The following is a 24729-nucleotide window of genomic DNA, read 5'->3' as shown; positions in this document are numbered from 1 at the left end:
TGGATTTCGATCCGACCTAGGGCAAAACAGCCTAAGAACTACTGCGACCAGCGGGATACCTTTGTCCAACACCGCACCGGAACTCGGCAGATCCCTTTTCCGTTTTAGCAGCAGGAAAGCACGGGTGTTCCTCCTGTGCGATCCGTGTTTGTCAAGACTTGCCCCGCTTCGGCGGGGCTTTTTTCGGATCGAACACCTGAGCCGATGCAATCAATCAGTTGATCTTGGGCTAATGCGCAGCTGGGAGCGCGCGTATACTGAGTAAAACGCTCGCCCAGCAAGCGATTCGGCTGCAACCATTGTCCGCGGAAGGCCGCCAACAGACCGCTCGCAATATCTCTTGAGAAACTGAACGAGAACACCTAACTCCTTAACCAAAGCAGGTGGCGACCCCTGCAGGAATCGAACCTGCGACAACCTGCTTAGAAGGCAGGTGCTCTATCCAGCTGAGCTAAGGGGCCGTCCGGCGGTCACGTTCAAAGAGCGCGACCGAATGCGTCATATGTGGACGAGAAATCTCAATGCGTCCAGGGCTGCGTGCGGGTATAGCGGAAATTATCCGGATAAGCCACAACCTGGCGGGCCGGATCCTTCGGCGCGATGACGCGGTATTCGATGCCGTTGCGCTGGGCGTAGGATTCGGCGAGCGCCTGCGTTTCGAAGGTGAGTTTTACCTGCTGGCGCATGTCGCCCGAGGAGGTGTAGCCCATGATCGGATCGATCTTGCGCGGCGACTCCTGATCGAATTCAAGCACCCAGAGATGGGTCTTGGCCTTGCCGGACTGCATGGCGGTCTTAGCAGGACGATAGATCTTGGCAGACATGACTGCGGCATCTCCGAATATGCAGGGACAGAGGGCCCCGCCTTTCATGGTCTCAATCCCGTTGCCGGGTCCTTGCTTCGTCGTTTGCGATAACGCGAAGAGTTGAATTTTGCTTATCCGCGAATCCCCGTTTTTTCAAGAAAAAAGCGGATCGCGACGCCGCTGCCACAGCCACAGCGACGATGCGCCAATGTGTTGGGAAGCAAGGCTTATCGTTAACTCGGGCGGCTCAGCACATTCATCGCTCGTGTCGATTGCCATTCCACCTAAATCCGCAGGCATTGCAGGCGATTGCGCAATATTACCAATTGTCTCATGTTGTGATCACAAGCAGATTGCCGCAGCCGGCCGCGGGCACTAGTTTGCGGCTCAATCGGCTTCAGTGGATGCACGCATGATGAGACGTTCGACAGAGTTCAATGCCATTATGATAGGAGCTGGCATCACCGCTTTCTTCTATGTCGCTATCAGCTATGCCCAATATATCGGCCTCATCGCCCGCGGCTAGGGCTGATCGCCCTGACGTCCAATTGCGCCTCACAGGTAAATTGAAGGCCGACCGGGATTTTCCCCTTGCATCCACAGGCCTGGTGAGAAATCTCCGGCCACAGCTGGATTTATGGGTTGCGACGACGAAGTGAACCGTGTATTCCCGCTGCCAATCACGGCACGGAGTGTAGCGCAGTCTGGTAGCGCATCTGGTTTGGGACCAGAGGGTCGGGAGTTCGAATCTCTCCACTCCGACCATTCAATATCCTGATTTCTTGGATTTCTTGCTGGCCACATCGCACCTCGCGAGCTGGTGCGCCGTCACTTCGCCTTCGTCGTCGTGGCGCTCACGATTCTGTCGCCCGGCTTGATTCCGAATTTGCCGACGATGCCGGCATTGAGTTCGACGACGTATTTCACCGGGCTCATCGAATCGATGATCTCGCGTGAATAGGGTTTTGCGTTTTCCTTGACGTGGCGGATCGTGCCGGTGTCGTCGGCAAAGAGCATGTCGAGCGGCAGGATGGTGTTCTCCATCCACATGGCAACGCGCCGTGTTTGCCCGAAATCGAAAATCATGCCGGCGTCATCAGCCATCGACTTGCGAAACATCAGCCCGCGGGCGCGCTGATCACCGGTGGCGGCGACCTCGACGGTAAAATGCAGCATCTTGCCGGCGGCTGTCTGGATGAGCAGCGGCTCCTTGTCGAACCGCATCTCCTCCTCAGCCAAAGCCGGCAGGGCGACCAAGAAAAAAAGCGCCATGACGGCGCTTCTGATCGCATGAAACAGGCCGATGCCGCGCATGTCAGTGCGACCGGCTTGCCGGGCTCGGAACGTCGGGATGGATCTCTGCTGCCATCAGGCCCTTTTCGCCATCGCCGAAGCGGACGAGGACCACCTGGCCGGGGCGCAGCTCCGTCAGCCCGAAGCGGCGCAGCGTCTCCATGTGCACAAAAATGTCTTCGGTGCCCTCACCGCGCGTCAGGAAGCCGAAGCCCTTGGTACGGTTGAACCACTTGACAAGCGCCCGCTCGAGCCCGCTCGTGGCGGTAACCTGCACGTGGGTGCGCACCGGCGGCAGCTGCGAAGGATGAATGGCGGTCGACTGATCCATCGAGAGGATCTTGAAAGCCTGGTAGCCGCGCTCGCGGCGCTGGACGAGAGCGACGATGCGCGTCCCCTCGAGGATCGTCTGATAGCCGTCGCGACGCAGGCAAGTCACGTGCAGGAGAACATCCTGCATGCCGTTATCAGGCACGATGAAGCCGAAGCCCTTGGCGACGTCGAACCACTTGACGACACCGGTGATTTCAACAAGATCGACCGCTTCCGACGACAGCTCGTCGACATCGGTGTATGCGTTCGATGAAATCCTATCAGCCATTATCGCCAGCCCCTCGAATACGCGTCACACTGTTACGGTTAACTGATTCTTGAAATCAAGATTAACATCTTGGTAACGGATAAGCGCAAGTCCTAGTTTTCGGTTATTCCCAGCTGCACATTTTATAAAGATGACTTGCCCGAAGCTGACCTCGGCTCGCCAAAAAGGCCAGCCCCTATAAAGGAGTAGATAGAATGCGTTATCTTCATACGATGGTTCGCGTCAAAGATCTGGACGCTTCGCTTGCCTTCTATACCACGCTGTTCGGACTGGAGGAGATTCGCCGCCACGAAAACGAGAGGGGCCGCTTTACCCTGGTTTTCCTGGCCGCTCGCGACGATCTCGACCGTGCGCGCAGCGAAAAGGCCCCCTGCCTCGAGCTCACTTACAACTGGGATACGGAGGATTATAGCGGAGGACGCAATTTCGGCCACCTCGCCTATGAGGTGGATGATATTTACGCGATCTGCCAAAAGCTGATGGATAACGGCATTACCATCAACCGGCCGCCGCGCGACGGCAACATGGCCTTCGTGCGCTCGCCCGACGGCATTTCGATCGAAATCCTGCAGAAGGGAAGCCCGCTTCCGGCCGCCGAACCCTGGGCTTCCATGGGCAATACCGGCGCCTGGTAATGGTTTTGGCCGCAAGGCTTTTGCGAAGCTTGCGGCTTTTGCGATTTCGGGTCCGGCCGGCGCCTTGACGCTTGCCGCGATCCGGCCCCGCAGGCAATCTCCCCGTGACTCGAAGCGGAAGATGGCGATATCTCGCCGTTTTCGCATCAACCGGAGACCGATTGCTTGCGTGACCTTGAGATGCGGATGCCCATTACGGGCGCATTGCTGATCGCCACCTCAATGCTGGCGCTTTCCGGCTGCGTATCGAACAAGAAGACGCTCGATTCGGCCGCAGCTGTTCCGGCGACGGCGGCCGCAGCGCCACAGCTTGGCGCAACGGCGCCCGTGAAATCTGCCCCGCGCTCAGTCTATACCGACCCCCGCCTCGTCAATGTCTCCGGCGCCGAGGCCACGCCACAGGTCGTGGCAGGCGATGCGAATGCCGCCGTCCCGCCGGCCGATCCGGCAATGGTGGCGCCTGCCAATATAGGCGGGCTCGTCATGCAGTCGACACGGATCAATGCGCAGGCGATGAGCATCTTTTCGGATCACCAGCCGCCGCCACAGAACAACAGCACGTCCACCGTCATTCAGCCGCAGGCCTATGCGCCCACGGAAGGAGTGGCCCCTACAAAAAGCAGCGTCTACAGCCAGCCGATCATGCCCTCACAACCGGCCGCCCCGGTGCTGCCGCAGCAATCGTCCGAAAATTCCGGCACGCAGCCTGCGCCCCTACAAACAGCCTCGCTGGCGATGGGCGGTATGCCCGCCTCGACGACAAACGCGCTTTACAGCGCACCGAAGCAGAACCTGCTCGGCAGTCTTTCCGGCCTTCTGCACAAAGCCGCCCTGCCCGGCATGACACGTGTTGCGCCGAACGGGCTGCACGTCCAGAACGACAATGTCGAGGTCGGCTGCTTCAAACCGGACCTGCTGAAAGTGATCAAGACGGTCGAAAACCATTTCGGCCGGCCTGTCATCGTCACGTCAGGCTATCGCGACGAAGAACATAACCGCCTGGTCGGTGGGGCTGACGAATCGATGCACAAGAGCTGTGAGGCCGCGGACATTCAGATCGACGGCGTCTCCAAGTGGGATACCGCCGCGTATATAAGATCCTTGCCGGATCGCGGCGGGGTCGGCACCTATTGCCACACCGACTCGGTCCACCTCGACACCGGCAAGACCCGGGACTGGAACTGGGGCTGCGGCGGCAAACGGGCGCCCTTAACCACCGCAAGAGCGATCTGACATCGTCGACGCGAAGTTCCCTCACCCGACGTCAGCTGAATTTCACCTGCTTCTGGAAGGCTGTACAAGCCTTTGATTCGCCAGTGCTAATTCTAAATAGTACTGCCACTGGAATATCTGTCATTTTTTTGAAAAAAATCGAATTTGCCGCTTGCGGCTTTCGAATGTGCTGACTATAAGGGCGCCACCACGAAGGAAGCGCCCTTCGTCTATCGGTTAGGACACCAGATTTTCATTCTGGGAAGAGGGGTTCGACTCCCCTAGGGCGTGCCACTTTCTCTCCATACAGAAGCCATCGCATCCGCTTGCAGAAGCTCGCGCGCACGCCTATTTTATCGAGGCTGGCCTGCGCCCTTCGTCTATCGGTTAGGACGACAGATTCTCATTCTGTAAAGAGGGGTTCGACTCCCCTAGGGCGTACCATCGAAATTATGATTGCCGCCAACCACCGATCGGTCTGATATTCCAGCCATCCACCGCCCGTAGCGCCGTGGTTTTCCACAGCTCAAAAAAATCGGCGAAAACTGTGATTTTTTCGCGGCTTGGCGCTTGCGGCTTTCGAAGGTGCTGACTATAAGGGCGCCACCACGAAGGAAGCGCCCTTCGTCTATCGGTTAGGACACCAGATTTTCATTCTGGGAAGAGGGGTTCGACTCCCCTAGGGCGTGCCACTTTCTTCCTTTAATTTTCTCATCCGAGACTCTTTTTCGTGACGTTCTATTTCGCTGGCGCTGCGTCGCAGACGCGCAGCTGGACGCGGCGTGCGCCTTGATAATGTTCGGCGCCGAGCGAGCCTGCGACATGGAGGCTCGCGCCGCGTGAATTGATGAGAAGATTGCCGAGGCCGGTATCGGCGGCGCGAAAGGCGATTCCATCGAGCCGCGACCCGTCCATCGCCTCCAGCGTCACCTTCACATGTTTCTCGCCGACGAGGCGCGCGTCTCGCACCCGATGCGCCGGTACGGCAAAGAGCGGCTGAGCGTGGCCGGAGCCATAGGGACCGGCGGCTTCCAGGCGGTCAATGAGTTCAAGCGTGGCGCCGCTTGCGCCGATTGCGCCATCGATCTTCAATGTCTCGTTGGCGACGAGGCTCGCCACCGTCCTTGCGGCCTTCTCGGTAAAGAAGGTCCTCAACCTGCCGAGATCGGCGCGCTCGACCGTCAGCCCCGCCGCCATGGCATGGCCGCCACCCTTGATGAGGATGCCCTCCTCGACCGCAGCCCGCACCATCCTGCCCATGTCGAAACCATTGATGGAGCGGCCTGAGCCGGTGCCGCGGCCGGAGGGATCGAAAGCGATCGCGAACGCGGGCCGCTTGAATTTCTCCTTCAGCCGCGCGGCGATCAACCCAACGATGCCCGGATGCCACTTCTCATGGGCGGTGACGATGACGGAGGCGCCCTCGCCGTCGCCATATTCGGCCAGCGCCTCCGCTTCCGCCTCCTGCAGCATGATCGCCTCCATCGCCTGACGTTCACGGTTGAGCTCGTCGAGGCGCTGTGCGATCATTTCCGCCTCACCGGCATCATCGAGCGTCAGCAGGCGGCTTCCGAGCGCGGCATCGCCGATCCGTCCACCGGCATTGATGCGCGGGCCGATCAGAAAGCCGAGATGATAGGGGGTCACGGGGCCCGCGAGCCCCGCCTTGCGGAAGAGCGCGGCAAGCCCGGCATTGCTCTGGTGCCGGGCAGCAACCAGCCCCTTCACCACATAGGCGCGGTTGAGCCCCTTCAGCGGCACGACATCGCAGACCGTCGCAAGCGCCACGATGTCAAGCCATTGCAGCAGGTCGAGCGCCAGGATGCGTTTGTTGCCGGCCGCGCGCAACAGCCGCAATGTCGCGACCAGCACCATGAAGACGACGCCGGCTGCGCAAAGATGCCCCTGCCCCGACAGATCGTCTTCACGGTTCGGATTGACGAGCGCATGGCAGGGCGGCAGCTCATGTGTCACCTGGTGGTGATCGATGACGACGACATCGATGTTGCGCGCGGCAGCGGCCGCAAGCGCGTCGTGACTGGTGGAGCCGCAATCGACGGTGACGATCAGCCTGGCGCCATTGTCGATCAGCTGGTTGATCGCCGCTGGATTGGGGCCATAACCTTCAAAGATGCGGTCGGGAATGTAGATGTTCGCCTTGACGCCGAAATGGCTTAGCAAGCGGAACATCAGCGCCGAGGAAGCCGCGCCGTCGACGTCGTAGTCGCCGAAAATCGCCACGCTCTCGCCGCGCTCGATTGCAAGCAAGAGACGGGTTGCCGCCTTCTCGCAATCGGTCAGCGTGTGGGGATCGGGCATCAGGCTGCGGATCGTCGGGTCGAGGAATTCGACCGCTTCGTCAACCGGGACGCCGCGTCCTGCGAGAACGCGGGCGATCAGATCCGGCAGCCCGTGAACCTGCGCCATGGCGAGCGCCCGGTTCTGGCCGGCCTGGTCGAGTCTTGCAACCCAGCGATTGTCGAGTGCGGATTTCTCCACGCCGAGAAACGCGCGCTGTACCGGATCGACGAGATCTGCCATGCCAAACTCCGCTGACTTCATCTGTTCTTTCTACAGGAGCAGCGGAGATAACATAGTGACGGATTTCCAGACACGGATTTTTACCAGAAGATCAGCCAGACGATCACGGCGATGCCGCCGATCTGCACCAACAAGACCGAAAACAGCGTCAGCAGAATGGCCCAGTTGCGGCCTTCCGTATGTTCGTCGTCAAAAGCCTCGTCATGGCTCACTTCACGAATGTCACTGTGCAGCGGCTTGAGGATGTCCGCAAACATCGCAGGGCGGGCTGGCGGCACCTTGCTCGGACTGCCATGCTCTTTTCCGGCGTGGCTGTCCTTGCTCATGAAATGCTCCACGCCGACGACTCACCATCTGTGGTTTTATTTATATCAGTATTTCGGCATTTGGTAATATAGACTTCCGCAAGGGGAGGCTGAACGATTAACAAAAAATCCGCCCTGCCAGAGACAGCGCGGTTCATGCTTCGCAAAACGCTTTAACACTCTGAAGCTGCGCATCGTGCTTTCCGAAAGTCGAATCCGATTTTCGGGCCGACGCGCTAGGCTTCTTCTTTCGGCCGTTCGATACGGATTACCTGCGGCTCGCCGAAGAGATAGCCTTCCGACTTTATCGAAGCGACCGCCCTGCGCACGGACTCCTCCATCGTCGCATGGGTGACGAGAATGATCGTCTGGTGATGCGATGGCGCCAGGTGCTGCGTGGAGCGCTGAACGATCGATTCGAGCGAGATGTGGTTTTCCGCCATGCGGGTGGCGACGCTTGCAAAGACGCCGGTGCGGTCGAGCACAGTCAGGCGGATGAAATATCCGCCCTCGTGGCTCTGCATCTGTGCCTTGCGGTAAGGCTCCAGCGCCTTTGCGGGATGACCGAGCACCGGCACGCGCTGAGCGCCCGGCTGGCTCTTGGCGATATCGGCGATATCGCCAAGCACGGACGAGGCCGTCGCGTTGCCGCCAGCGCCTGGACCGACCATCAGCAGTTCGCCGAGGACGTCGGACTCAATTGCCACCGCATTGGTAACGCCGTCGACTTGGGCGATGACGGAATCGATCGGGACCATGGTCGGGTGTACACGCTGTTCGATGCCGGTCTCGGTGCGCTGGGCAACGCCGAGCAGCTTGATGCGGTAACCGAGTTCGGCCGCGGCGTGGATGTCCTCGATCGAGATATTGGTGATGCCTTCGAGATAGATATCGTCGGCTGCGATGCGATTGCCGAAGGCAAGCGTCGTCAGGATGGCGAGCTTGTGGGCGGTATCGTTGCCCTCGATATCGAAGGCGGGATCGGCTTCAGCATAACCCAGCCGCTGCGCTTCCTTGAGGCATTCGGCGAAGGAAAGCCCCTCCTTCTCCATCTTGGTCAGGATGTAGTTGCAGGTGCCGTTCATGATGCCGTAGATGCGCGAGACGGCGTTACCCGTCAGCGATTCGCGTAGCGCCTTGATGACGGGGATGCCGCCGGCGACCGCCGCCTCGAAATTCAACAACGAGCCCTTCTCTTCCGCGATCGTCGCAAACTCGACGCCGTGATAGGCGAGCAGCGCCTTGTTGGCTGTCACCACATGGAGACCGCGCTGCAGCGCGGCGCGCACCGAGACGTTGGCAGCCCCTTCGGCACCGCCCATCAGTTCGACGAAGACGTCGATATCACCCTTTTCGGCCAGATCCTCAGGCCGATCGAACCAGGTGACGGCAGAAAGGTCGACGCCCCGGTCTCGCGTTTTGTCGCGGGCGGAAACCGCGGTGATCGTAATCGGACGTCCGCAGGTGACGGCAAGCTCGTTGCTTTTCTGCTGAATGATGCGGACAAGCGAGGCGCCAACGGTGCCTAAGCCCGCAATGCCGATTTTGAGGGCATCTGCCATGGATCGATCCTGAAATGTCTGTGTGGCGGCAGCCGCCGAATGCGGCTGCCCAAGAGTTGGAATTAACGGTGGGCGTTCAGCGAGATGACGTTATGCATCGTCTCGTCTGCCGTCGACATGAACTTTTTGATATTGCGCGCAGCCTGACGGATGCGGTGTTCATTCTCGACAAGCGCCAGACGGACATAGTCGTCGCCCATCTCGCCGAATCCGATGCCGGGAGCAACGGCGACGTCGGCCTTCTCGACCAGCAGCTTGGAAAACTCCAGCGAACCGAGATGACGGAACTTTTCCGGAATTTTCGCCCAGGCGAACATGGTGGCTGCCGGCGGCGGCACTTCAAAGCCTGCCTTGCCGAAGCTTTCGACCATGACGTCGCGGCGGCGTTTGTAGACATTGCGCACTTCGGCAATATCGGAGCCGTCGCCATTCAGCGCATGGGTCGCCGCTACCTGGATCGGCGTGAAGGCGCCGTAATCGAGGTAGGATTTGACGCGGGTGAGCGCAGCGATCAGCCGCTCATTGCCGACGGCAAAGCCCATGCGCCAGCCGGGCATGGAGAAGGTCTTCGACATCGAGGTGAACTCGACCGTCACATCCATTGCGCCCGGCACTTCGAGGACCGAAGGCGGCGGAGCGCCGTCGAAATAGATCTCCGAATAGGCAAGGTCGGAGAGCACGATGATGTCATGCTTCTTGGCGAAGGCTACGACGTCCTTGTAGAAATCGAGCGTCGCGACGAACGCCGTCGGGTTCGAGGGATAGTTGAGGATCAGCGCCAGCGGCTTCGGGATTGAGTGCCGAACCGCGCGCTCAAGCGGCGGGAAGAAGGTCTCGTCCGGCTCCACCGACATCGAGCGGATCACGCCGCCGGCCATCAGGAAGCCGAAGGCGTGGATCGGATAGGTGGGATTCGGGCAGAGGATCACGTCGCCGGGCGCGGTGATCGCCTGCGCCATATTGGCGAAGCCTTCCTTGGAGCCGAGGGTGGCGACCACCTGCGTATCCGGGTTGAGCTTGACGCCGAAGCGGCGGGCATAATAGGCGGCCTGGGCGCGGCGCAGACCGGGAATGCCCTTGGAGGAGGAATAACGGTGGGTGCGCGGATCCTGCACGACCTCGCAGAGCTTGTCGACGATCGCCTGAGGAGTGGGAAGGTCAGGGTTTCCCATGCCGAGATCGATGATATCGGCGCCGCCCGCTCGCGCGCTTGCTTTCAAACGGTTGACCTGTTCGAAAACATAAGGCGGCAAACGCCGGACTTTGTGAAACTCTTCCATTTCATTCCCCGTGGAAAGGCGGCATTTCGGGCCGCGGTCGAAGTTCGTTCCGTCTCCCGGCGGCTGCGACACGAACTTCACAATCGCAGCGCCGTATTCATCAGACCCAAGCCAAGCGGCAAATCTTTGACGGAAAGGCCGCACAACCACGCATTATCGGGAAAATCGCATCTTCCGATCCATCCGGAAGGCTTTGCGTCCAAATTGCCTGAAAGGCAAGGCTTATTTGGAAATTTCGGAGAGCGTCTGCGCACCATGTTCGGCGGCGAGGCGGCGCATTTCGGCGACCTTGGCCTGATATTCGGCTTCCGAGATCGCGCCGGCCTTACGCCGGCCGGCAAGCGCGGTCAATTGATGCTGCAGTTCGGCCGCCTGCTCATCGCTCATCTGAACGTTGGCCGCCGTCAGCGGCGCGCCGAAATTCGGATAGCCGTCCGGTGATTTCGTCAGACCGCCTTCAACCGCCTCACCCTTGGTTGCCGGCATGACGACGGCAGTCGGCGCCGCTCGCTTCGCAGCGGCGGCGGCTTTTTCCTCCGCCGTCAGATTGCATCCGGCAAGGACCATCGCCGCCGCTGCGCAGATCAGTGCGGTGCGGTTGAAGGTTGCGATGCGCCGGATGCGGTTCTCGATCATGCCTCAAAATCCAGTTCTGATTGCCTCGACTGTTAAATTTGTCGCAGCCACAAAGCAATAGCACGAGCCGATGCGGGTGGAACTTGTTTTCTCGTTCGGTCACGATGTACAACAAACGGATAAAAAGAGTGCTGCCGCCGGAGGAAATGGTGACCGACAGCAAGCAGGAGAGTGGCGGCCAGAAGAATGGCGACAAGACCGGTTTCGACGCAACCGATCTCGAACCCTATCTGCTGAAGGATCCCGAGACCATGGCGATGAATTTCGCCCGGGCGCTCGAAAATCTCGGCCAGGCCGCCTCGGCTTGGCTTGCGCCGCGCGAACGCGGCGAGATCACCGAAAGCTCCATCGATCCGATGACCGACATGGTCAAGACGCTTTCGAAGGTCAGCGAATACTGGATTTCCGATCCCCGCCGCACCTTCGAGGCGCAGACTCAGCTGATGTCCTCGTTCTTCGGCATCTGGATGCGCTCGATGCAGCGCTTGCAGGGCACGCGTGGGATGCAGGGCGAGTCCCTGCCGCCCGAGCCCGACACCCGCAAGGACAAGCGTTTTTCCGACGAGGATTGGCAGAAAAATCCGTTCTTCGATTTCCTCCGCCAGGTCTATCTCGTCACGAGCGATTGGGTGGACAAGCTGGTGTCGGAGACCGACGGCCTCGACGAACACACCAAGCACAAGGCCGAATTCTACGTGAAGCAGATCACGGCGGCACTTTCGCCGAGCAACTTCATCGCTACCAACCCGCAGCTTTACCGCGAGACCATCGCAACCAACGGCGAAAACCTGGTGCGCGGCATGAAGATGCTTGCCGAGGACATCGCTGCCGGAAACGGCGAGCTTCGCCTTCGACAGACCGACATGACGAAATTCGCTGTCGGCCGTGACATGGCGCTGACACCGGGCAAAGTCATCGCCCAGAACGATATCTGCCAGATCATCCAGTACGAAGCCTCGACCGAAACCGTGCTGAAGCGGCCACTGCTGATCTGCCCCCCCTGGATCAACAAGTTCTATATTCTGGACCTCAACCCTCAGAAATCCTTCATCAAATGGTGCGTAGACCAGGGCCAGACCGTCTTCGTCATATCCTGGGTCAACCCGGATGCGCGTCACGCCGAGAAGGACTGGGGCGCCTATGCCCGGGAAGGCATCGATTTCGCGCTCGAGACGATCGAGAAGGCGACCGGCGAGAAGGACGTCAATGCCGTCGGCTACTGCGTCGGCGGCACGCTGCTGGCCGCGACACTGGCGCTGCACGCCAAGGAGAAGAACCGGCGCATAAAGACCGCGACTCTCTTCACCACTCAGGTCGACTTCACCCATGCCGGCGACCTCAAAGTCTTCGTCGACGAGGAGCAGCTTGCCGCGCTCGAAGAGCATATGAAGGCGGCCGGCTATCTCGACGGCACGAAGATGTCGATGGCCTTCAACATGCTGCGCGCTTCCGAGCTGATCTGGCCTTATTTCGTCAACAGCTACCTCAAGGGTCAGGAGCCCCTGCCCTTCGACCTCTTGTTCTGGAACGCCGATTCGACGCGCATGGCGGCGGCAAACCACGCCTTCTACCTGCGAAACTGCTATCTCCGCAATGCGTTGACGCAGAACGAGATGATCCTCGACGGCAAGCGCGTGTCGCTGAAAGATGTGAAGATCCCGATCTATAATCTCGCAACGCGCGAGGACCACATCGCGCCTGCAAAATCGGTCTTCCTCGGCAGCCAGTTCTTCGGCGGCAAGGTCGAATTCGTCGTCACCGGCTCGGGACATATCGCCGGTGTCGTCAACCCGCCCGACAAGAAGAAATACCAATTCTGGACGGGCGGCCCGGCGAAGGGCGACTATGAGACCTGGCTCGAGCGAGCCACCGAGACGCCGGGATCGTGGTGGCCGCATTGGCAGGCCTGGATTGAGACACAGGACAGTAGACGCGTTGCGGCGCGCAAACCCGGCGGCGATGCGCTGAACGCGATCGAAGAAGCACCGGGAAGTTATGTGATGGAACGCACCTGAGACGCCGGCAGGCATCTCTTTTTGAGACATCCCAAGAAACAGCGATATCGCGTAAACAAATTAGAAACCATAATTCGTCATCCTCTCAAAACAGTCGGAAGTCGCAGGCGGCCTAAATTCGGCCCCTTTGCGCCCTTACCGGCCCCGGCGAAGTTTTAGTCAGTCAGTGCCGCCGGCCTGCGTAGCGAGTTTGAAAGACGAGTGTAGTATGGCGTTTGCGGTAGGGACGTTGGATAACGTCGCCCCTCTTGGCGGATCTGCTTTGCGTTCGCACAGATCTCGCGGTTTTCTTTACGGTGCCGTCGGCGCCGGGCTTTTAACCTCAACATGGCTGATCGCGACCTTGGCAACGATGCATTCGGTCGCCGCGCCCTTCTCTCCAGCAGGTAGCCTGGCACAGATCGGCGCCACCCCGAAGGTGGCATCGTCAACTCGCCTTGAAAGGTTGATCCATGTCGGCAAGGGTGACCGGCTGACCGCCTTCAACGCGAAGCCGAAGATGCCGCTGACGGCAAGTCTCATCCAGGCTCACGCCGAAAATACCGCCGCTGCCGCAACGGCATTGGCGGCTCTTACGAAGAACAATCGGCTCGTCACGGCTGCCGAGCAATCGGTCGTCGCTGCAATTTCCGACAGCGCCAAGTTCCGCAAGGATGATGCGATCGCGCCGCCGCCGGTCGAACTCGCCTCGGCAGAGATTGAAGAAGACGACGGCAACCGCATCATCGTTCCGTCAAAGGAGGCCGTCGCCGCGGCCCAACTCCAGGCAATGCTCGCGCTTGCCGATGCCGACCCCCGGCAGATTGCATCCGCCCCGATCGAGCCGGTCGCCTCTCCTGTCGGGACCGCCTCGGCTCCCGCGACAGAATCCGCACCGGTGGAGGTCGCGGCGGCAGAGGATCAACCCTTCGATCTCGTCCTGTCACCCGATACAGGTTCCGTGCCGTTGCCGATGGCGCGTCCGGACGGACTTGTCGGCAAACCGGCGCCGGCCGCCAAGGGTGCGCTGCGCTCTGCCGGGCCTGTCCTGGCCTATGCCCAGCCGAACTCGCCGATCGAGGACGATGAGGACGATGCCGTGCCGCGCTACGACAAGCCGGTCTTCTCGCCGAAACTGCGGGCAGGTGTCGCGATCTATGATATCGAAAACAGCACCGTTTACTTGCCGAATGGCGAACGGCTGGAGGCTCATTCCGGTCTCGGAAAGATGCGCGACAACCCGCGCTACGTCGACAAGAAGATGCGCGGACCGACGCCGCCGCATACCTATGTCCTCACGATGCGCGAGGCCCTCTTTCACGGTGTCGAAGCGCTGCGCTTGACACCGGTGGAAGGCTCGGATGCCATCTATGACCGCGTCGGCCTGCTTGCCCACACCTATATGCTCGGCAAGAACGGCGATTCCAATGGCTGCGTTTCCTTCAAGGATTACAAGCGCTTCCTGGCCGCTTACAAACGTGGCGAGATCAAGCAGCTCGTGGTGGTGCCGCGGCTGAACAACAAGCCGGCTTCGACGCTCGCTTCGCTGTTTTCGTCGCGTAGCTGATTTAGAGCAGGTGGGCAAGCAGCCGCTTGCCCCCCGCAGCCCTACTTCAGCCAGACTGCTATCCGCTCCACCGCCTCGGCGATCTCTCCTTGCGAACCCGCATAGGAGAGACGCAAGGTTCGATGTCCCTCCAGCGGATCGAAATCCAGCCCCGGCGTCGCCGCGACGTTGATTTCTGCAAGCATGCGTTTGGCAAAACCCATGCTGTCATTGGTGAAGCGCGAGACATCGATATAGGCGTAGAAGGCACCGTCCATCGGCGAAGCGGGCGCAAGGCCGATCCTGGGCAGGCGGTCGAGCAGCAGCGCTCGGTTTGCGGCATAGCTCGCCTTGACATGATCAAGCTCTTCGCTTGCGCCAAGTGCGGCCACCGCTGCGATCTGGGAGAGCTCGGGCGGCGAGATATAGAGGCTCTGCGCCACGCGCTCGATCGGCCGCACCAGGCGCTCCGGCAGCACCATCCAACCGATTCGCCAGCCGGTCATGCAGTAATATTTGGAGAAGGAGTTGATGACGATCGCCTCGTCGGTCAGCTCGAGCGCGCTCGCCTCCTCGCCGGCGAAGGTCAGTCCGTGATAGATCTCATCGGAGATGAAGGCGATGGATTGGGCCGCGCAGTAGTCCGCAAGCGCCTTCAACCCGTTACGGCCGGTCACCGTGCCGGTCGGATTTGCGGGACTTGCAAGCAGTACGCCTTTGAGCCTGACGCCGCTTTGCTGCTGTGCCGCCTCGAGGCTCTCGGGTGTCAGGGTAAAGTGCGTCTCGGCCGTCACCGGCACTTCGAGAACCTTCAGCCCCAGCGCGCCGAGAATGTTGCGATAAGCGGGATAACCCGGTCTCGCGATCGCCACGGCATCGCCGGCATCGAAAAGCGACAGAAAGGCGAGATTGAACCCTGCCGAGGAGCCTGTGGTTATGGCGATGCGCTTGGGATCGATCTCCAGGCCGTGATGGTCACTGTAGTGCCAAGCAAGTGCGGATTTCAGCCGCGCCGTCCCCAGCGCATCCGTATAACCGATCCGGCCTTCGACGAGGGCGGCGTTTGCCGCTTCGAGGGCAGCTCGAGGCGCGGGATGCGAAGGTTGGCCGACCGCCATCGAGATGACGGGATAGCCGGCTGCCCGCCGCTTCGTCGCCTCCGCCAACACGTCCATGGCATGAAAAGGCTCGACTTCGCTGCGTTTCGATATGGAAAACAAGATCGCTTCTCGCTCGGCTTCTTGGCTGTTGGCCAGACAATTGCCGCATTAATCGGCTCATCACAATCCCGCGAGGGCGGCGCAGGGATGAAAATTCCTGTTTGAGCAGAACTCGACGCACCGTAACTTGACGCGACGCGTTCAAGTCCATAACCCGGCGACGGTTTCTCGACCAAGCCCACATCGCCGATGACGAGGATATCATGGCCTTCTTCTCAAAAAGCTTCACCGCACTGGCGCTCGCCGCATCGATCGCGCTCCCGTTTCCGGCGGCAGCGCTCGACGATCAGCAGAAGAAGGAGTTCGGCGAATTCATCAAGCAATATCTAATCGAGAACCCGGAGATCATGCTCGACGTCCAGGAGGCGCTGCAGAAGAAGCAGGAAGCCGCGCGGCTGGCGAAAGCCAATATGGCAATCGAGGAGAACACCGCGAATATCTTCAATTCGAAGGATGACGTCGCGCTCGGCAATCCCAAGGGCGACGTGACGGTCGTCGAATTCTTCGATTATAACTGCACCTACTGCCGTCACGCGCTTCCCGACATGCAGGCGATGTTGAAGAAGGACACGAACGTTCGCTTCGTGCTCAAGGAATTCCCGATCCTCGGGCCGGATTCGGTTGCCGCCCACAAAGTGGCCGACGCCTTCCGCAGGCTGGCGCCTGCGAAATATGCCGACTTTCATGTCGCCCTTCTCAGCAGCGAAGGCCGCGCCTCGGAAGACAGTGCGATCGCCGTCGCAGTCTCTCTCGGCGTTAGCGAGGACAAGATTCGCGCCGAGATGGCTAAGAGCCCGAATGACGGGATCGTTCAGGCGACCTATCAGCTTGCCTCGAGCCTCGGCATCAGCGGCACCCCCTCTTACGTAATCGGCAACGAGCTGGTCCCGGGCGCAGTCGGGCTCGACGATCTCGAAGCCAAGGTCAAGAACATGCGCAGCTGCGGCAAGACCGCCTGCTGAGGAAGCGGGCAGCCGACCGGCCGCTCATCAAATCGCCAGAATCGAAGCGTTTCAGCCATGTGGACAAATGTGGCGTGATTCCTGCCGGCCAACCCGTAAGGGCTTTCATTCAGCCCTCGCGGAGTCTATAGGTTGCCGTCGTGCATTTACGGAACATTCGATGACGCAAACGATTTTTGTCCTGAACGGCCCAAACCTGAACATGCTGGGCAAACGAGAGCCCGGCATTTATGGCGGCAAGACGCTCAAGGACATCGAGGCAAACTGCAAGGCAGCCGGGCGCGAACTCGGCTTTGATATCGATTTCCGTCAGAGCAACCACGAAGGCACGCTTGTGGACTGGATCCACGAGGCCGACGAAAAGGCCGCCGGTGTCGCCATCAATGCAGGCGCCTACACGCATACGTCAGTCGCGCTGCATGACGCGATCCGCGCTATTTCGATTCCCGTCGTCGAGCTCCACATATCCAACGTCCATACGCGGGAAGAATTCCGCCACGAGTCGATGATCGCACCGGCATGCAAGGGCGTGATCTGCGGCTTCGGGCCTCATAGTTACATCCTGGCGCTGCAAGCGCTGAAGAACATCACGGCATAAGAAGAAGACAGGGCAACACCATGGCTGAAAAGAAATCGGGTATCGATCAGGCACTGATCCGCGATCTCGCCAACATCCTCAACGAGACGGATCTGACGGAGATCGAGGTCGAGCAGGACGACTTGCGCATCCGCGTTTCGCGCGGCGGCACGCCGCAATACGTCCAGGCACCGATCGCTGCACCGGCCTTTGCCGCTGCTCCGGCAGCAGCCGCCGCTCCGGCAGCAGCCGCTGCCGCGCCTGCCGCAGCCCCCGGCCGCAACCCGGCGAATGTCGTCAATGCGCCGATGGTTGGCACCGTCTATATGGCGCCGGCTCCGGGCGCACGTCCGTTCATCGAAATCGGCGCCACCGTCAAGGAAGGCCAGACGCTCATCATCATCGAAGCGATGAAGACGATGAACCAGATTCCTTCGCCGAAGTCGGGCAAGGTGACCGAGATCCTCGTCGACGACGGACATCCCGTCGAATACGGCCAAGCTCTCGTCGTCATCGAATAGGCCCAAGCCCATGATTTCGAAAATCCTTATCGCCAATCGCGGGGAAATTGCCCTTCGCGTGCTTCGGGCCTGCAAGGAGCTCGGCATTGCCTGCGTCGTGGTGCATTCCACCGCCGACGCCGATGCCATGCACGTGCGCCTTGCCGACGAAAGCGTGTGCATCGGTCCGCCCTCCTCGCGCGAGAGCTACCTCAACATCCATCAGATCGTCGCCGCCTGCGAGATCACCGGCGCCGATGCCGTGCACCCGGGTTACGGCTTTCTGTCGGAGAACGCCAAGTTTGCCGATATCCTGGAAGCGCACGGCATCACCTTCATCGGGCCGACGGCGGATCACATCCGTATCATGGGCGACAAGATCACCGCCAAGACGACGGCGCTGGAACTCGGCATTCCCGTCGTTCCCGGCTCGGACGGCGAAGTGAAGACAGAAGAGGATGCGCTGCGGACGGCCGCCGAAATCGGCTATCCCGTGCTGATCAAGGCAACGGCCGGCGGCGGCGGGCGCGGCATGAAGGTTGCCAAGAGCGAGGCCGATCTCATCGAGGCCTGGTCGACGGCGCGCACGGAGGCGGCAGCGGCCTTCGGCAACGATGCCGTTTACATGGAAAAATACCTCGGCAAGCCACGCCACATCGAAATCCAGGTCTTCGGTGACGGTGAAGGCAATGCCATTCATCTCGGCGAACGCGACTGCTCGCTGCAGCGCCGCCACCAGAAGGTCTGGGAAGAAGCGAATTCGCCTGCGCTCAATGTCGAGCAGCGCATGAAGATCGGCCAGATCTGCGCCGATGCCATGAAGAAGCTGAAATATCGCGGCGCCGGCACGATCGAATTCCTCTACGAGAACGGCGAATTCTATTTCATCGAAATGAACACCCGTTTGCAGGTGGAGCATCCGATCACGGAAGCGATCACCGGCATCGACCTGGTGCATGAGCAGATCCGCGTCGCCTCCGGCGGCGGCCTGTCTGTGACGCAGGACGAGGTGCATTTCTCCGGCCATGCCATCGAATGCCGGATCAATGCCGAGGATGCGCGCACCTTCGTGCCCTCCCCCGGCACGATCACGCATTTCCATGCGCCGGGCGGCCTTGGCGTGCGCATCGACTCCGGCGCCTACCAAGGTTACAAGATCCCGCCCTATTACGACAGCCTCATCGGCAAGCTGATCGTGCACGGCCGCACGCGCGTCGAATGCATGATGCGCCTGCGCCGCGCGCTCGACGAATTCGTCGTCGACGGCATCAAGACGACGCTGCCGTTGTTCCAGGATCTCGTCTCCAACCAGGATATCGCCAACGGCGACTACGATATCCACTGGCTGGAACATTACCTCGCCAACACGCCAGCGGCATAGGACAGGAATGGCAGGATCGCGCAGGAAGTCACCAGGCATAACCCCTGACATCCTCCTGCGCGCCTATTCCATCGGCCTCTTTCCGATGGCCGAGTCTGCCGACGACCCGGAGATCTTCTGGGTCGAACCGGAATTGCGCGGCGTTCTGCCGCTTGGTGATTTCCACATATCGAAAAGCCTCGCCAAACGTGTGCGCAGGAAACCCTTCGAAATCCGCTTCGATCACGATTTCGACCAGGTGATCGCGGCTTGCGCGGAGGAAACATCGGGACGCCCGAGCACCTGGATCAACCAGACGATCCGGTCGCTTTATTCCACGCTGTTCGAAATTGGTCATGCGCATACCGTTGAAGCCTGGGAAGGCGATCAACTGGTCGGCGGCCTCTACGGTGTCTCGCTGGGTTCGGCCTTTTTCGGCGAAAGCATGTTTTCACGCCGGACGGACGCCTCGAAAATCTGCCTTGTACACCTGGTCGATCGGCTGAGGGAAAAGGGTTTCACGCTGCTCGACACGCAATTCACCACCGAACATCTGAAAACGTTCGGAGCGATCGACGTGCCGAAGGCCGAGTATGCCGTGCTGCTCGCCGCAGCGATGGAATCGCCACACCTTAGTTTCTAAAGTCGATCGACGTCCTCGTGCGCAGGACCATCCGGGCGGTTTTCACGTATCCTACCGCATGCCGTTCGGCCCTAGCCTTCAGATTTAACCATCGATTAGCGCGCCGGCGCCTTGGCGCTGTCAGGTGCCGGGACGTCTGAGCTTGTCTTGCAGTCCTTCAGCCAGACGTCGTAGATCGGGTGTTCAACGGCGTTGAGGCCGGGGCTGTCGGCGAACATCCAGCCGGTGAAGATGCGGCGGATCTTGCGGTCGAGGGTGATTTCGTCGACCTCGACGAAACCGTCGATCTTCTGCGCTTCCGCCTGGTCGCGGGAATAGCAGGCCTTCGGCGTCACCTGCAGGGCGCCGAACTGTACCGTCTCATTGACATAGACATCAAACGTCGTGATGCGGCCGGTGATCTTGTCGAGGCCGGAGAACACGGCAACCGGATTGTTGATGCGCGCGGCATGCGCCGCACCCGGTGGAAGCAGAGCCGAGAGCGCCAGCAGCGATCCGGCGCCACGCAGGACCATGTTCCGCGTGAAGAGCTTCATATGCACCCGTCTCCAGACATTTTCAGTTCACGGCCGCGCTCCAGCGCAGCCTACCTGCGGGTAAAGGTCAATTGTGGCCAAAAGCCGGGCTTGCGATCGCCCGGTCGAGCCGTCTCAGTTGCCGGGCGTCCAGGCGTCATAATCGCCGGTGACGCGCGGCCGCTCGCCGGGAACCGCGAGTGAGCCCGGCGGACGGTAAGCCTGCGGCGAACCGGTGAGGTTCGGACGATGCGCCTTCTGCCATTCCTTGGCGACATAGTTTTCCTGGGACGGCGGAACATCGGTGCGATGATGCATCCAACCATGCCAGCCCGGCGGAATGGCGGAGGCTTCGGCATAACCCTTGTAGATCACCCAGCGCTTCGGCAGGCCATAGGAAGACATGCCGCCTTCATAATAGACGTTGCCGAATTCATCCTCGCCGACGCGCTTGCCAAAACGCCAGGTCGCAAAACGCGTGCCTATCGTCTGACTGTTCCACCAGGTGAAGATTTGAACCAGAAGATTCCGCATGTCTTTTCCTTGTGCCCGCCAGTGCGGGCCAAACCAGAATTTAGCTCCTCGCTTATGCCGTCGCCAAGCCGAATTGTCCAGCGATTCCACGAGAGGCAGGGGTCATTTCAAGGCCATCTTGAAGCCAATATGCGAAGGCTTGAAGCCAAGCCTTTCATAGAAACGATGGGCATCCTTGCGTATGGCATTCGAGGTCAGCTGTACCAGCCGCACGCCGCGGCCTTTTGCCTCTGAGATGGCGAATTCGATCATTCCAGTACCAATCCCCTGCCCGCGCATGTCGGCCCGCGTCTACACCGCCTCGATGATCATCGTCGACGAACCGCGGCCGGTCAGCGAGGTCGTGAGCATCGTCTGGAACGTCCCGACGACCTCGCGGCCGCGCTCTGCGACATAAAGCGTCTGGTTGAGAGAATCCTCGATGACGGCAAAGGCCTTGGCATAATCGGCAAAAGCCTCGGCATCCGTCGTATCGCCGTGACCGCCGAGAGGATCGGAGGCAAACAGCGCCACAAGCGCCGGCAGATCGTCCCTGTGCGCTTCGCGAATGAGAATATCGGACAACTCGACCGCCACGGGATCAATGCCCTTCCAGCGGTTTTTCGAAAATCAGCGAGGGAATGCCGGATTGTCCGAGCGCACTGTTCTCGTTGCGGCCGACTTCGGTGAAACCATGCGCCTTGTAGAAGGCGATCGCCGCCGCATTCTGCGGCTCGACTTCCAGACGCATGATCTCGGCATCCGGAAAGCAGGATTCGAGCTCGGCGAAGATATCGCGGCCGATGCCCTGGCGCTTCAGCGACGGGCTGACGTAGAGGAGATGCAGCATGACCGTCTTCGTCAGCGCCTGCGACATCGCTGCATAACCCACGCCGCCGATGTTGCGGCCGTTATCGGCGACGAGGAACTCGGCATCCCTGCGCACCAGCCGCGCCTTGAGCGCTGCCGGCGTAAAGAGATGGGCGATCAGATCGTCCACCTTTGTTTTGCCGTGGAGCTCGTCATAGGTGGCGTGAAAGCTCTCCACCAGAAGAGCGCGCACCTTCTCGAGGTCGCGCTCGCCGGCGGTGCGGACGAAATACACCGCCTATTCCTCGATTCCGAGCTTCGCCTTGACGAGCGCCTGGACCGCCTGCGGATTGGCCTTGCCGCCGGTCGCCTTCATCACCTGGCCGACGAACCATGCCGCCATGGTCGGCTTCGCCTTGACCTTTTCGACCTGTTCGGGATTGGCGGCGATGATCTCGTCCACGGCCTTTTCGATGGCGCCGGTATCCGTCACCTGCTTCATGCCGCGCGATTCGACGATCTCGGCGGGATCGCCGCCTTCGGTCAGCACGATCTCGAAGAGATCCTTGGCGATCTTGCCGGAGATGGTCCCAGCCTTGATGAGGTCGATGATGGCGCCGAGCTGGGCCGGCGACACCGGCGTCTGTTCGATGTCCTTGCCGGTACGGTTGAGCGCGCCGAGCAGGTCGTTGATCACCCAGTTTGCCGCCGTCTTGCCGTCGCGGCCGGCGGCCACGGCCTCGAAATAATCGGCGATCGCCTTTTCGGAAACGAGTACGGAGGCATCGTAGACCGACAGGCCGAGTTCACGCACGAAGCGCTCCTTCTTGTCGTCGGGCAGCTCCGGCAGATCGGCTTCGAGCGCCTTGATGAAGGCATCGTCGAATTCGAGCGGCAGCAGATCCGGATCGGGGAAGTAGCGATAATCATGCGCGTCTTCCTTGGAGCGCATGGAGCGCGTCTCGCCCTTGTTCGGATCAAAGAGGCGTGTCTCCTGATCGATCGTGCCACCGTCTTCCAGAATGCCGATCTGGCGGCGCGCTTCGTATTCGATCGCCTGGCCGATGAAACGGATCGAGTTGACGTTCTTGATTTCGCAGCGCGTGCCGAAAGCCTCGCCCGGACGGCGGACGGAGACGTTGACGTCGGCGCGCATCGAGCCTTCGTCCATGTTGCCGTCGCAGGTGCCGAGATAACGCACGATCGAACGCAACTTGGTCATATAGGCTTTGGCTTCGTCGGACGAGCGCATATCGGGCTTGGAGACGATCTCCATCAGCGCCACGCCGGACCGGTTCAGATCGACATAGGACATGGTCGCGTGCTGGTCGTGCATCGACTTGCCGGCATCCTGCTCCAGATGCAGGCGCTCGATGCCGATCTCGATATCCTCGAACTGGCCCTGACGATCCGGCCCGAGCGAAATGACGATCTTGCCCTCGCCGACGATCGGATCCTTGTACTGCGAGATCTGATAGCCCTGCGGCAGGTCAGGGTAGAAGTAGTTCTTGCGGTCGAAGACCGAACGCTTGTTGATCTCCGCTTTGAGGCCGAGACCGGTGCGCACGGCCTGCTTGACGCATTCCTCGTTGATGACGGGCAGCATGCCGGGCATCGCGGCATCGACCAGCGAAACGTTCGAATTCTGCGGCTTGCCGAATTCCGTCGAAGCGCCGGAGAAGAGCTTCGAATTGGACAGCACCTGGGCATGGACTTCCATGCCGACGATGACTTCCCAGTCGCCGGTGGCGCCGGGAATGAAGCGTTTCGGATCGGGCGTGCGGACGTCGACAATGGTCATCTGAGGCTCTTTGCAGGCTGTTCTTTTCCACTGGTGAGGTAAAGGAAATGGCATTCCGGTGCAAGGCTTTCCCCATCGCGGACCGCGCTTTGAGGGGCGACATTTGCCGCGAGTTAACCGAGGCATGGCAGTGTAGCCGCATGACGATGCCCGACATCACAAAAATGGCCGCACTGTTTCTGGCGCTGAACCTCATCGTCTTTTCGATCTATTTCCTCGACAAGCAGGCGGCGCGCAATGGCGGGTGGCGCATCAGCGAGCGCACGCTTCTGACTCTTGCGCTGATCGGCGGCAGCCTCGGTGCGGTGGCGGCACAGCAGATCCTGCGCCACAAGACGAGAAAGGAGCCGTTCCGGTCGATCCTGGCGGCGATCCTGATCCTTCACGGCGCCTTGGTCATGATGCTGGCCTTCGCGCCGTTATAGGCCCCTCACCTTCATCTGGATTTTTAAACGTCAGAATTCCTGCCCATAGCCGCCTTGGCTGTCCGAAACCAGCGGCTTCGTCAGCCCGACAGAGGGCACGTCGCGGTCAAGCTTCGGATTATAGGCGACCGACAGCCAGTGGACGCCATAACCATGCTTCCGAAAAAAGCCGATTGCCTCGCTATTGCCGGAATGGGTCTGCACCGCCGCCGTCTCGAAGCCTTGGCCGGCGATATCCTTCTCGATGCGTTCGAGAAGGGCTGAGCCGAGTCCCTGCCGGGTGAAGATGGGTTCGATCCAGAAATCCGAGATGGTTTCGTCCAATCCCTCGCGTGCAGCCCAGCCTGCGACCTGGCCGTTCTGCTCGATGACGGTGATTGTCAGCCAGTCGTTCTCCACGAAGTTGCGAAAGGCGTTGCGCGCCGCGTCGATCATCGCATCCGATTCGCCAATCGACGCCATCGCCTTTTGCCAGGCCCTGAGCCCGATCTCGCTCAACAGTTCCGCTTCCCCGTCGCGGGCATTGCGAATGTGGATCAACGACACCTCCGCGTTACCCCTCCAACTAGAGCACTGAGTCGCGGAATTTACCAGTAGCTGCAAAGGGAGGATCAACCGAAACCAAGGTTTTTGACCGGATTTCACCGACAGGGATGCTCTTGACCGCTTTTTCGGGGCTGAATAATAGATATTTTATGTTGAGCCAGTCTGAGACCCGGTAAAGGCCCTGCCCGCAAGTTTTCTTGCGCGCATGGGCCCGAAAAAACGAAGCCCTGACGCTCGAATGAGCGCCAGATCGTTTTTGTGCGCCCCTACGGCGCGACACCGGATCTCACAACATGGACATTTCCCGCACGGAGCAGCGCATCCTGCATCTCATGGCCCAAGGCGGCCGCATCGAAATTACCCGCGACGACTACAGAAAGATCGAAAACGTCAGTTGCTTCACCCGCGACAGCTGGCTCTTTCCCGGCGTCGACCTCGATCTCTTC

At 60.3% G+C, this 24729-nt stretch carries 25 protein-coding genes, 5 tRNA genes and 1 pseudogene; 15 read left to right on the top strand and 16 right to left on the bottom strand.

The window, feature by feature from the left end; genetic code table 11:
- Positions 1-384: 384 nt before the first annotated feature.
- Positions 385-461: transfer RNA gene (locus AC13QO_RS28175), tRNA-Arg, on the bottom strand.
- 57 nt (positions 462-518) lie between these two features.
- Complete coding sequence (locus AC13QO_RS28170; protein WP_085778028.1) at positions 519-824, bottom strand: ETC complex I subunit; 306 nt, start codon at positions 822-824, stop codon at positions 519-521.
- 670 nt (positions 825-1494) lie between these two features.
- Here AC13QO_RS28170 and AC13QO_RS28165 point away from each other — a divergent pair.
- A tRNA-Pro gene (locus AC13QO_RS28165) sits at positions 1495-1571 on the top strand.
- Positions 1572-1634: 63 nt separating this feature from the next.
- Here the strand turns inward: AC13QO_RS28165 and AC13QO_RS28160 are convergent.
- Positions 1635-2120, bottom strand: coding sequence for a DUF192 domain-containing protein (locus AC13QO_RS28160; protein WP_285193531.1), 486 nt, complete (start codon positions 2118-2120; stop codon positions 1635-1637).
- 1 nt (position 2121) lies between these two features.
- Positions 2122-2700: a cold-shock protein gene (locus AC13QO_RS28155; protein WP_064802232.1), complete on the bottom strand. Its 579-nt coding sequence runs from the start codon at positions 2698-2700 to the stop codon at positions 2122-2124.
- A gap of 194 nt (positions 2701-2894) precedes the next feature.
- Here AC13QO_RS28155 and gloA point away from each other — a divergent pair, with 194 nt between their 5' ends.
- From gloA to AC13QO_RS28130, 5 genes are all read left to right on the top strand, one after another.
- Complete coding sequence (gloA, locus tag AC13QO_RS28150) at positions 2895-3335, top strand: lactoylglutathione lyase (protein WP_285193532.1); 441 nt, start codon at positions 2895-2897, stop codon at positions 3333-3335.
- A gap of 165 nt (positions 3336-3500) precedes the next feature.
- The gene (locus AC13QO_RS28145; protein WP_488542537.1) at positions 3501-4568 is read left to right on the top strand and encodes a YcbK family protein; all 1068 of its coding nucleotides are present in this window, start codon (positions 3501-3503) and stop codon (positions 4566-4568) included.
- A gap of 198 nt (positions 4569-4766) precedes the next feature.
- Positions 4767-4841 (top strand) — tRNA-Glu (locus tag AC13QO_RS28140).
- 75 nt (positions 4842-4916) lie between these two features.
- A tRNA-Glu gene (locus AC13QO_RS28135) sits at positions 4917-4991 on the top strand.
- A gap of 173 nt (positions 4992-5164) precedes the next feature.
- Positions 5165-5239, top strand: a tRNA-Glu gene (locus AC13QO_RS28130).
- A 46-nt stretch (positions 5240-5285) separates the two neighbouring features.
- On the opposite strand, the gene recJ is transcribed toward AC13QO_RS28130, so the two are convergent.
- The 5 genes from recJ to AC13QO_RS28105 all read right to left on the bottom strand — a co-directional run bounded on the left by recJ (position 5286) and on the right by AC13QO_RS28105 (position 10871).
- Entirely contained in the window at positions 5286-7088 is a 1803-nt protein-coding gene (gene recJ / locus AC13QO_RS28125) for a single-stranded-DNA-specific exonuclease RecJ (RefSeq protein WP_488542536.1), read from the bottom strand.
- A gap of 80 nt (positions 7089-7168) precedes the next feature.
- Positions 7169-7414, bottom strand: coding sequence for a hypothetical protein (locus tag AC13QO_RS28120; RefSeq protein ID WP_097598613.1), 246 nt, complete (start codon positions 7412-7414; stop codon positions 7169-7171).
- A gap of 215 nt (positions 7415-7629) precedes the next feature.
- Positions 7630-8955 carry a homoserine dehydrogenase gene (locus AC13QO_RS28115; protein WP_097598614.1) on the bottom strand — a complete coding sequence of 442 codons (1326 nt, stop codon included), beginning with the start codon at positions 8953-8955 and terminating at the stop codon, positions 7630-7632.
- 62 nt (positions 8956-9017) lie between these two features.
- Complete coding sequence (locus AC13QO_RS28110; RefSeq protein ID WP_097598741.1) at positions 9018-10235, bottom strand: LL-diaminopimelate aminotransferase; 1218 nt, start codon at positions 10233-10235, stop codon at positions 9018-9020.
- Between the two features lie 222 nt (positions 10236-10457).
- The gene (locus tag AC13QO_RS28105; protein WP_285193535.1) at positions 10458-10871 is read right to left on the bottom strand and encodes a hypothetical protein; all 414 of its coding nucleotides are present in this window, start codon (positions 10869-10871) and stop codon (positions 10458-10460) included.
- A gap of 146 nt (positions 10872-11017) precedes the next feature.
- On the opposite strand from AC13QO_RS28105, the gene AC13QO_RS28100 reads away from it, so the two are divergent.
- Positions 11018-12886, top strand: coding sequence for a PHA/PHB synthase family protein (locus AC13QO_RS28100; protein WP_285193664.1), 1869 nt, complete (start codon positions 11018-11020; stop codon positions 12884-12886).
- Between the two features lie 208 nt (positions 12887-13094).
- On the top strand, positions 13095-14432 hold the full coding sequence (locus AC13QO_RS28095; RefSeq protein WP_488542535.1) for a DUF2778 domain-containing protein: 1338 nt from the start codon (positions 13095-13097) through the stop codon (positions 14430-14432).
- A gap of 41 nt (positions 14433-14473) precedes the next feature.
- Here the strand turns inward: AC13QO_RS28095 and AC13QO_RS28090 are convergent, their stop codons facing one another.
- A complete protein-coding gene (locus AC13QO_RS28090) occupies positions 14474-15631 on the bottom strand; it encodes a pyridoxal phosphate-dependent aminotransferase (RefSeq protein ID WP_488542534.1) in 1158 nt (385 codons plus the stop codon).
- 203 nt (positions 15632-15834) lie between these two features.
- Between AC13QO_RS28090 and AC13QO_RS28085 the strand changes: the two genes are divergently transcribed.
- From AC13QO_RS28085 to aat, 5 genes are all read left to right on the top strand, one after another.
- Positions 15835-16593 (top strand): DsbA family protein, encoded by a 759-nt coding sequence (locus tag AC13QO_RS28085; RefSeq protein ID WP_488542533.1) that lies wholly within the window; start codon positions 15835-15837, stop codon positions 16591-16593.
- Between the two features lie 160 nt (positions 16594-16753).
- The gene (aroQ, locus tag AC13QO_RS28080; protein ID WP_285193539.1) at positions 16754-17191 is read left to right on the top strand and encodes a type II 3-dehydroquinate dehydratase; all 438 of its coding nucleotides are present in this window, start codon (positions 16754-16756) and stop codon (positions 17189-17191) included.
- A gap of 20 nt (positions 17192-17211) precedes the next feature.
- Positions 17212-17691 carry an acetyl-CoA carboxylase biotin carboxyl carrier protein gene (accB, locus tag AC13QO_RS28075; protein ID WP_085778016.1) on the top strand — a complete coding sequence of 160 codons (480 nt, stop codon included), beginning with the start codon at positions 17212-17214 and terminating at the stop codon, positions 17689-17691.
- Between the two features lie 10 nt (positions 17692-17701).
- Positions 17702-19051 (top strand): acetyl-CoA carboxylase biotin carboxylase subunit, encoded by a 1350-nt coding sequence (gene accC / locus AC13QO_RS28070; protein WP_085778015.1) that lies wholly within the window; start codon positions 17702-17704, stop codon positions 19049-19051.
- Positions 19052-19058: 7 nt separating this feature from the next.
- On the top strand, positions 19059-19673 hold the full coding sequence (gene aat / locus AC13QO_RS28065) for a leucyl/phenylalanyl-tRNA--protein transferase (RefSeq protein WP_085778014.1): 615 nt from the start codon (positions 19059-19061) through the stop codon (positions 19671-19673).
- Between the two features lie 95 nt (positions 19674-19768).
- On the opposite strand, the gene AC13QO_RS28060 is transcribed toward aat, so the two are convergent.
- The 5 genes and pseudogenes from AC13QO_RS28060 to gatB form a co-directional block, all read right to left on the bottom strand.
- Positions 19769-20209 carry a DUF2155 domain-containing protein gene (locus tag AC13QO_RS28060; RefSeq protein WP_488542532.1) on the bottom strand — a complete coding sequence of 147 codons (441 nt, stop codon included), beginning with the start codon at positions 20207-20209 and terminating at the stop codon, positions 19769-19771.
- A 114-nt stretch (positions 20210-20323) separates the two neighbouring features.
- On the bottom strand, positions 20324-20722 hold the full coding sequence (locus AC13QO_RS28055) for an NADH:ubiquinone oxidoreductase subunit NDUFA12 (RefSeq protein WP_285193540.1): 399 nt from the start codon (positions 20720-20722) through the stop codon (positions 20324-20326).
- A gap of 102 nt (positions 20723-20824) precedes the next feature.
- Positions 20825-21298, bottom strand: a pseudogene (locus tag AC13QO_RS28050) (GNAT family N-acetyltransferase).
- 4 nt (positions 21299-21302) lie between these two features.
- Positions 21303-21806, bottom strand: coding sequence for a GNAT family N-acetyltransferase (locus tag AC13QO_RS28045; protein WP_488542531.1), 504 nt, complete (start codon positions 21804-21806; stop codon positions 21303-21305).
- 3 nt (positions 21807-21809) lie between these two features.
- Positions 21810-23312, bottom strand: coding sequence for an Asp-tRNA(Asn)/Glu-tRNA(Gln) amidotransferase subunit GatB (gatB, locus tag AC13QO_RS28040; RefSeq protein WP_488542530.1), 1503 nt, complete (start codon positions 23310-23312; stop codon positions 21810-21812).
- 140 nt (positions 23313-23452) lie between these two features.
- Between gatB and AC13QO_RS28035 the strand changes: the two genes are divergently transcribed.
- Positions 23453-23737, top strand: a complete 285-nt coding sequence (locus AC13QO_RS28035) for a DUF1294 domain-containing protein (RefSeq protein ID WP_285193543.1) — start codon at positions 23453-23455, stop codon at positions 23735-23737.
- Positions 23738-23767: 30 nt separating this feature from the next.
- Here AC13QO_RS28035 and AC13QO_RS28030 read toward each other — a convergent pair whose 3' ends face one another.
- Positions 23768-24277, bottom strand: coding sequence for a GNAT family N-acetyltransferase (locus AC13QO_RS28030; protein WP_488542529.1), 510 nt, complete (start codon positions 24275-24277; stop codon positions 23768-23770).
- A 299-nt stretch (positions 24278-24576) separates the two neighbouring features.
- Between AC13QO_RS28030 and AC13QO_RS28025 the strand changes: the two genes are divergently transcribed.
- On the top strand, positions 24577-24729 hold a 153-nt coding region (locus AC13QO_RS28025), incomplete at its 3' end, for a YjhX family toxin (protein ID WP_488542538.1).

Source organism: Rhizobium sp. CNPSo 3670, from assembly GCF_057784555.1.
Note: the sequence above shows the minus strand (reverse complement) of the source record. Positions and strands in the feature narration are given on the sequence as shown.

Bases quoted from the DNA above. Each gene is read 5' to 3' on its own strand.
- AC13QO_RS28170 (WP_085778028.1), bottom strand. From the start codon at position 824: ATGTCTGCCAAGATCTATCGTCCTGCTAAGACCGCCATGCAGTCCGGC.
- AC13QO_RS28160 (WP_285193531.1), bottom strand. From the start codon at position 2,120: ATGCGCGGCATCGGCCTGTTTCATGCGATCAGAAGCGCCGTCATGGCG.
- AC13QO_RS28155 (WP_064802232.1), bottom strand. From the start codon at position 2,700: ATGGCTGATAGGATTTCATCGAACGCATACACCGATGTCGACGAGCTG.
- gloA (WP_285193532.1), top strand. From the start codon at position 2,895: ATGCGTTATCTTCATACGATGGTTCGCGTCAAAGATCTGGACGCTTCG.
- recJ (WP_488542536.1), bottom strand. From the start codon at position 7,088: ATGGCAGATCTCGTCGATCCGGTACAGCGCGCGTTTCTCGGCGTGGAG.
- AC13QO_RS28120 (WP_097598613.1), bottom strand. From the start codon at position 7,414: ATGAGCAAGGACAGCCACGCCGGAAAAGAGCATGGCAGTCCGAGCAAG.
- AC13QO_RS28115 (WP_097598614.1), bottom strand. From the start codon at position 8,955: ATGGCAGATGCCCTCAAAATCGGCATTGCGGGCTTAGGCACCGTTGGC.
- AC13QO_RS28110 (WP_097598741.1), bottom strand. From the start codon at position 10,235: ATGGAAGAGTTTCACAAAGTCCGGCGTTTGCCGCCTTATGTTTTCGAA.
- AC13QO_RS28105 (WP_285193535.1), bottom strand. From the start codon at position 10,871: ATGATCGAGAACCGCATCCGGCGCATCGCAACCTTCAACCGCACCGCA.
- AC13QO_RS28100 (WP_285193664.1), top strand. From the start codon at position 11,018: ATGGTGACCGACAGCAAGCAGGAGAGTGGCGGCCAGAAGAATGGCGAC.
- AC13QO_RS28095 (WP_488542535.1), top strand. From the start codon at position 13,095: ATGGCGTTTGCGGTAGGGACGTTGGATAACGTCGCCCCTCTTGGCGGA.
- AC13QO_RS28085 (WP_488542533.1), top strand. From the start codon at position 15,835: ATGGCCTTCTTCTCAAAAAGCTTCACCGCACTGGCGCTCGCCGCATCG.
- aroQ (WP_285193539.1), top strand. From the start codon at position 16,754: ATGACGCAAACGATTTTTGTCCTGAACGGCCCAAACCTGAACATGCTG.
- accB (WP_085778016.1), top strand. From the start codon at position 17,212: ATGGCTGAAAAGAAATCGGGTATCGATCAGGCACTGATCCGCGATCTC.
- accC (WP_085778015.1), top strand. From the start codon at position 17,702: ATGATTTCGAAAATCCTTATCGCCAATCGCGGGGAAATTGCCCTTCGC.
- aat (WP_085778014.1), top strand. From the start codon at position 19,059: ATGGCAGGATCGCGCAGGAAGTCACCAGGCATAACCCCTGACATCCTC.
- AC13QO_RS28060 (WP_488542532.1), bottom strand. From the start codon at position 20,209: ATGAAGCTCTTCACGCGGAACATGGTCCTGCGTGGCGCCGGATCGCTG.
- AC13QO_RS28055 (WP_285193540.1), bottom strand. From the start codon at position 20,722: ATGCGGAATCTTCTGGTTCAAATCTTCACCTGGTGGAACAGTCAGACG.
- gatB (WP_488542530.1), bottom strand. From the start codon at position 23,312: ATGACCATTGTCGACGTCCGCACGCCCGATCCGAAACGCTTCATTCCC.
- AC13QO_RS28035 (WP_285193543.1), top strand. From the start codon at position 23,453: ATGACGATGCCCGACATCACAAAAATGGCCGCACTGTTTCTGGCGCTG.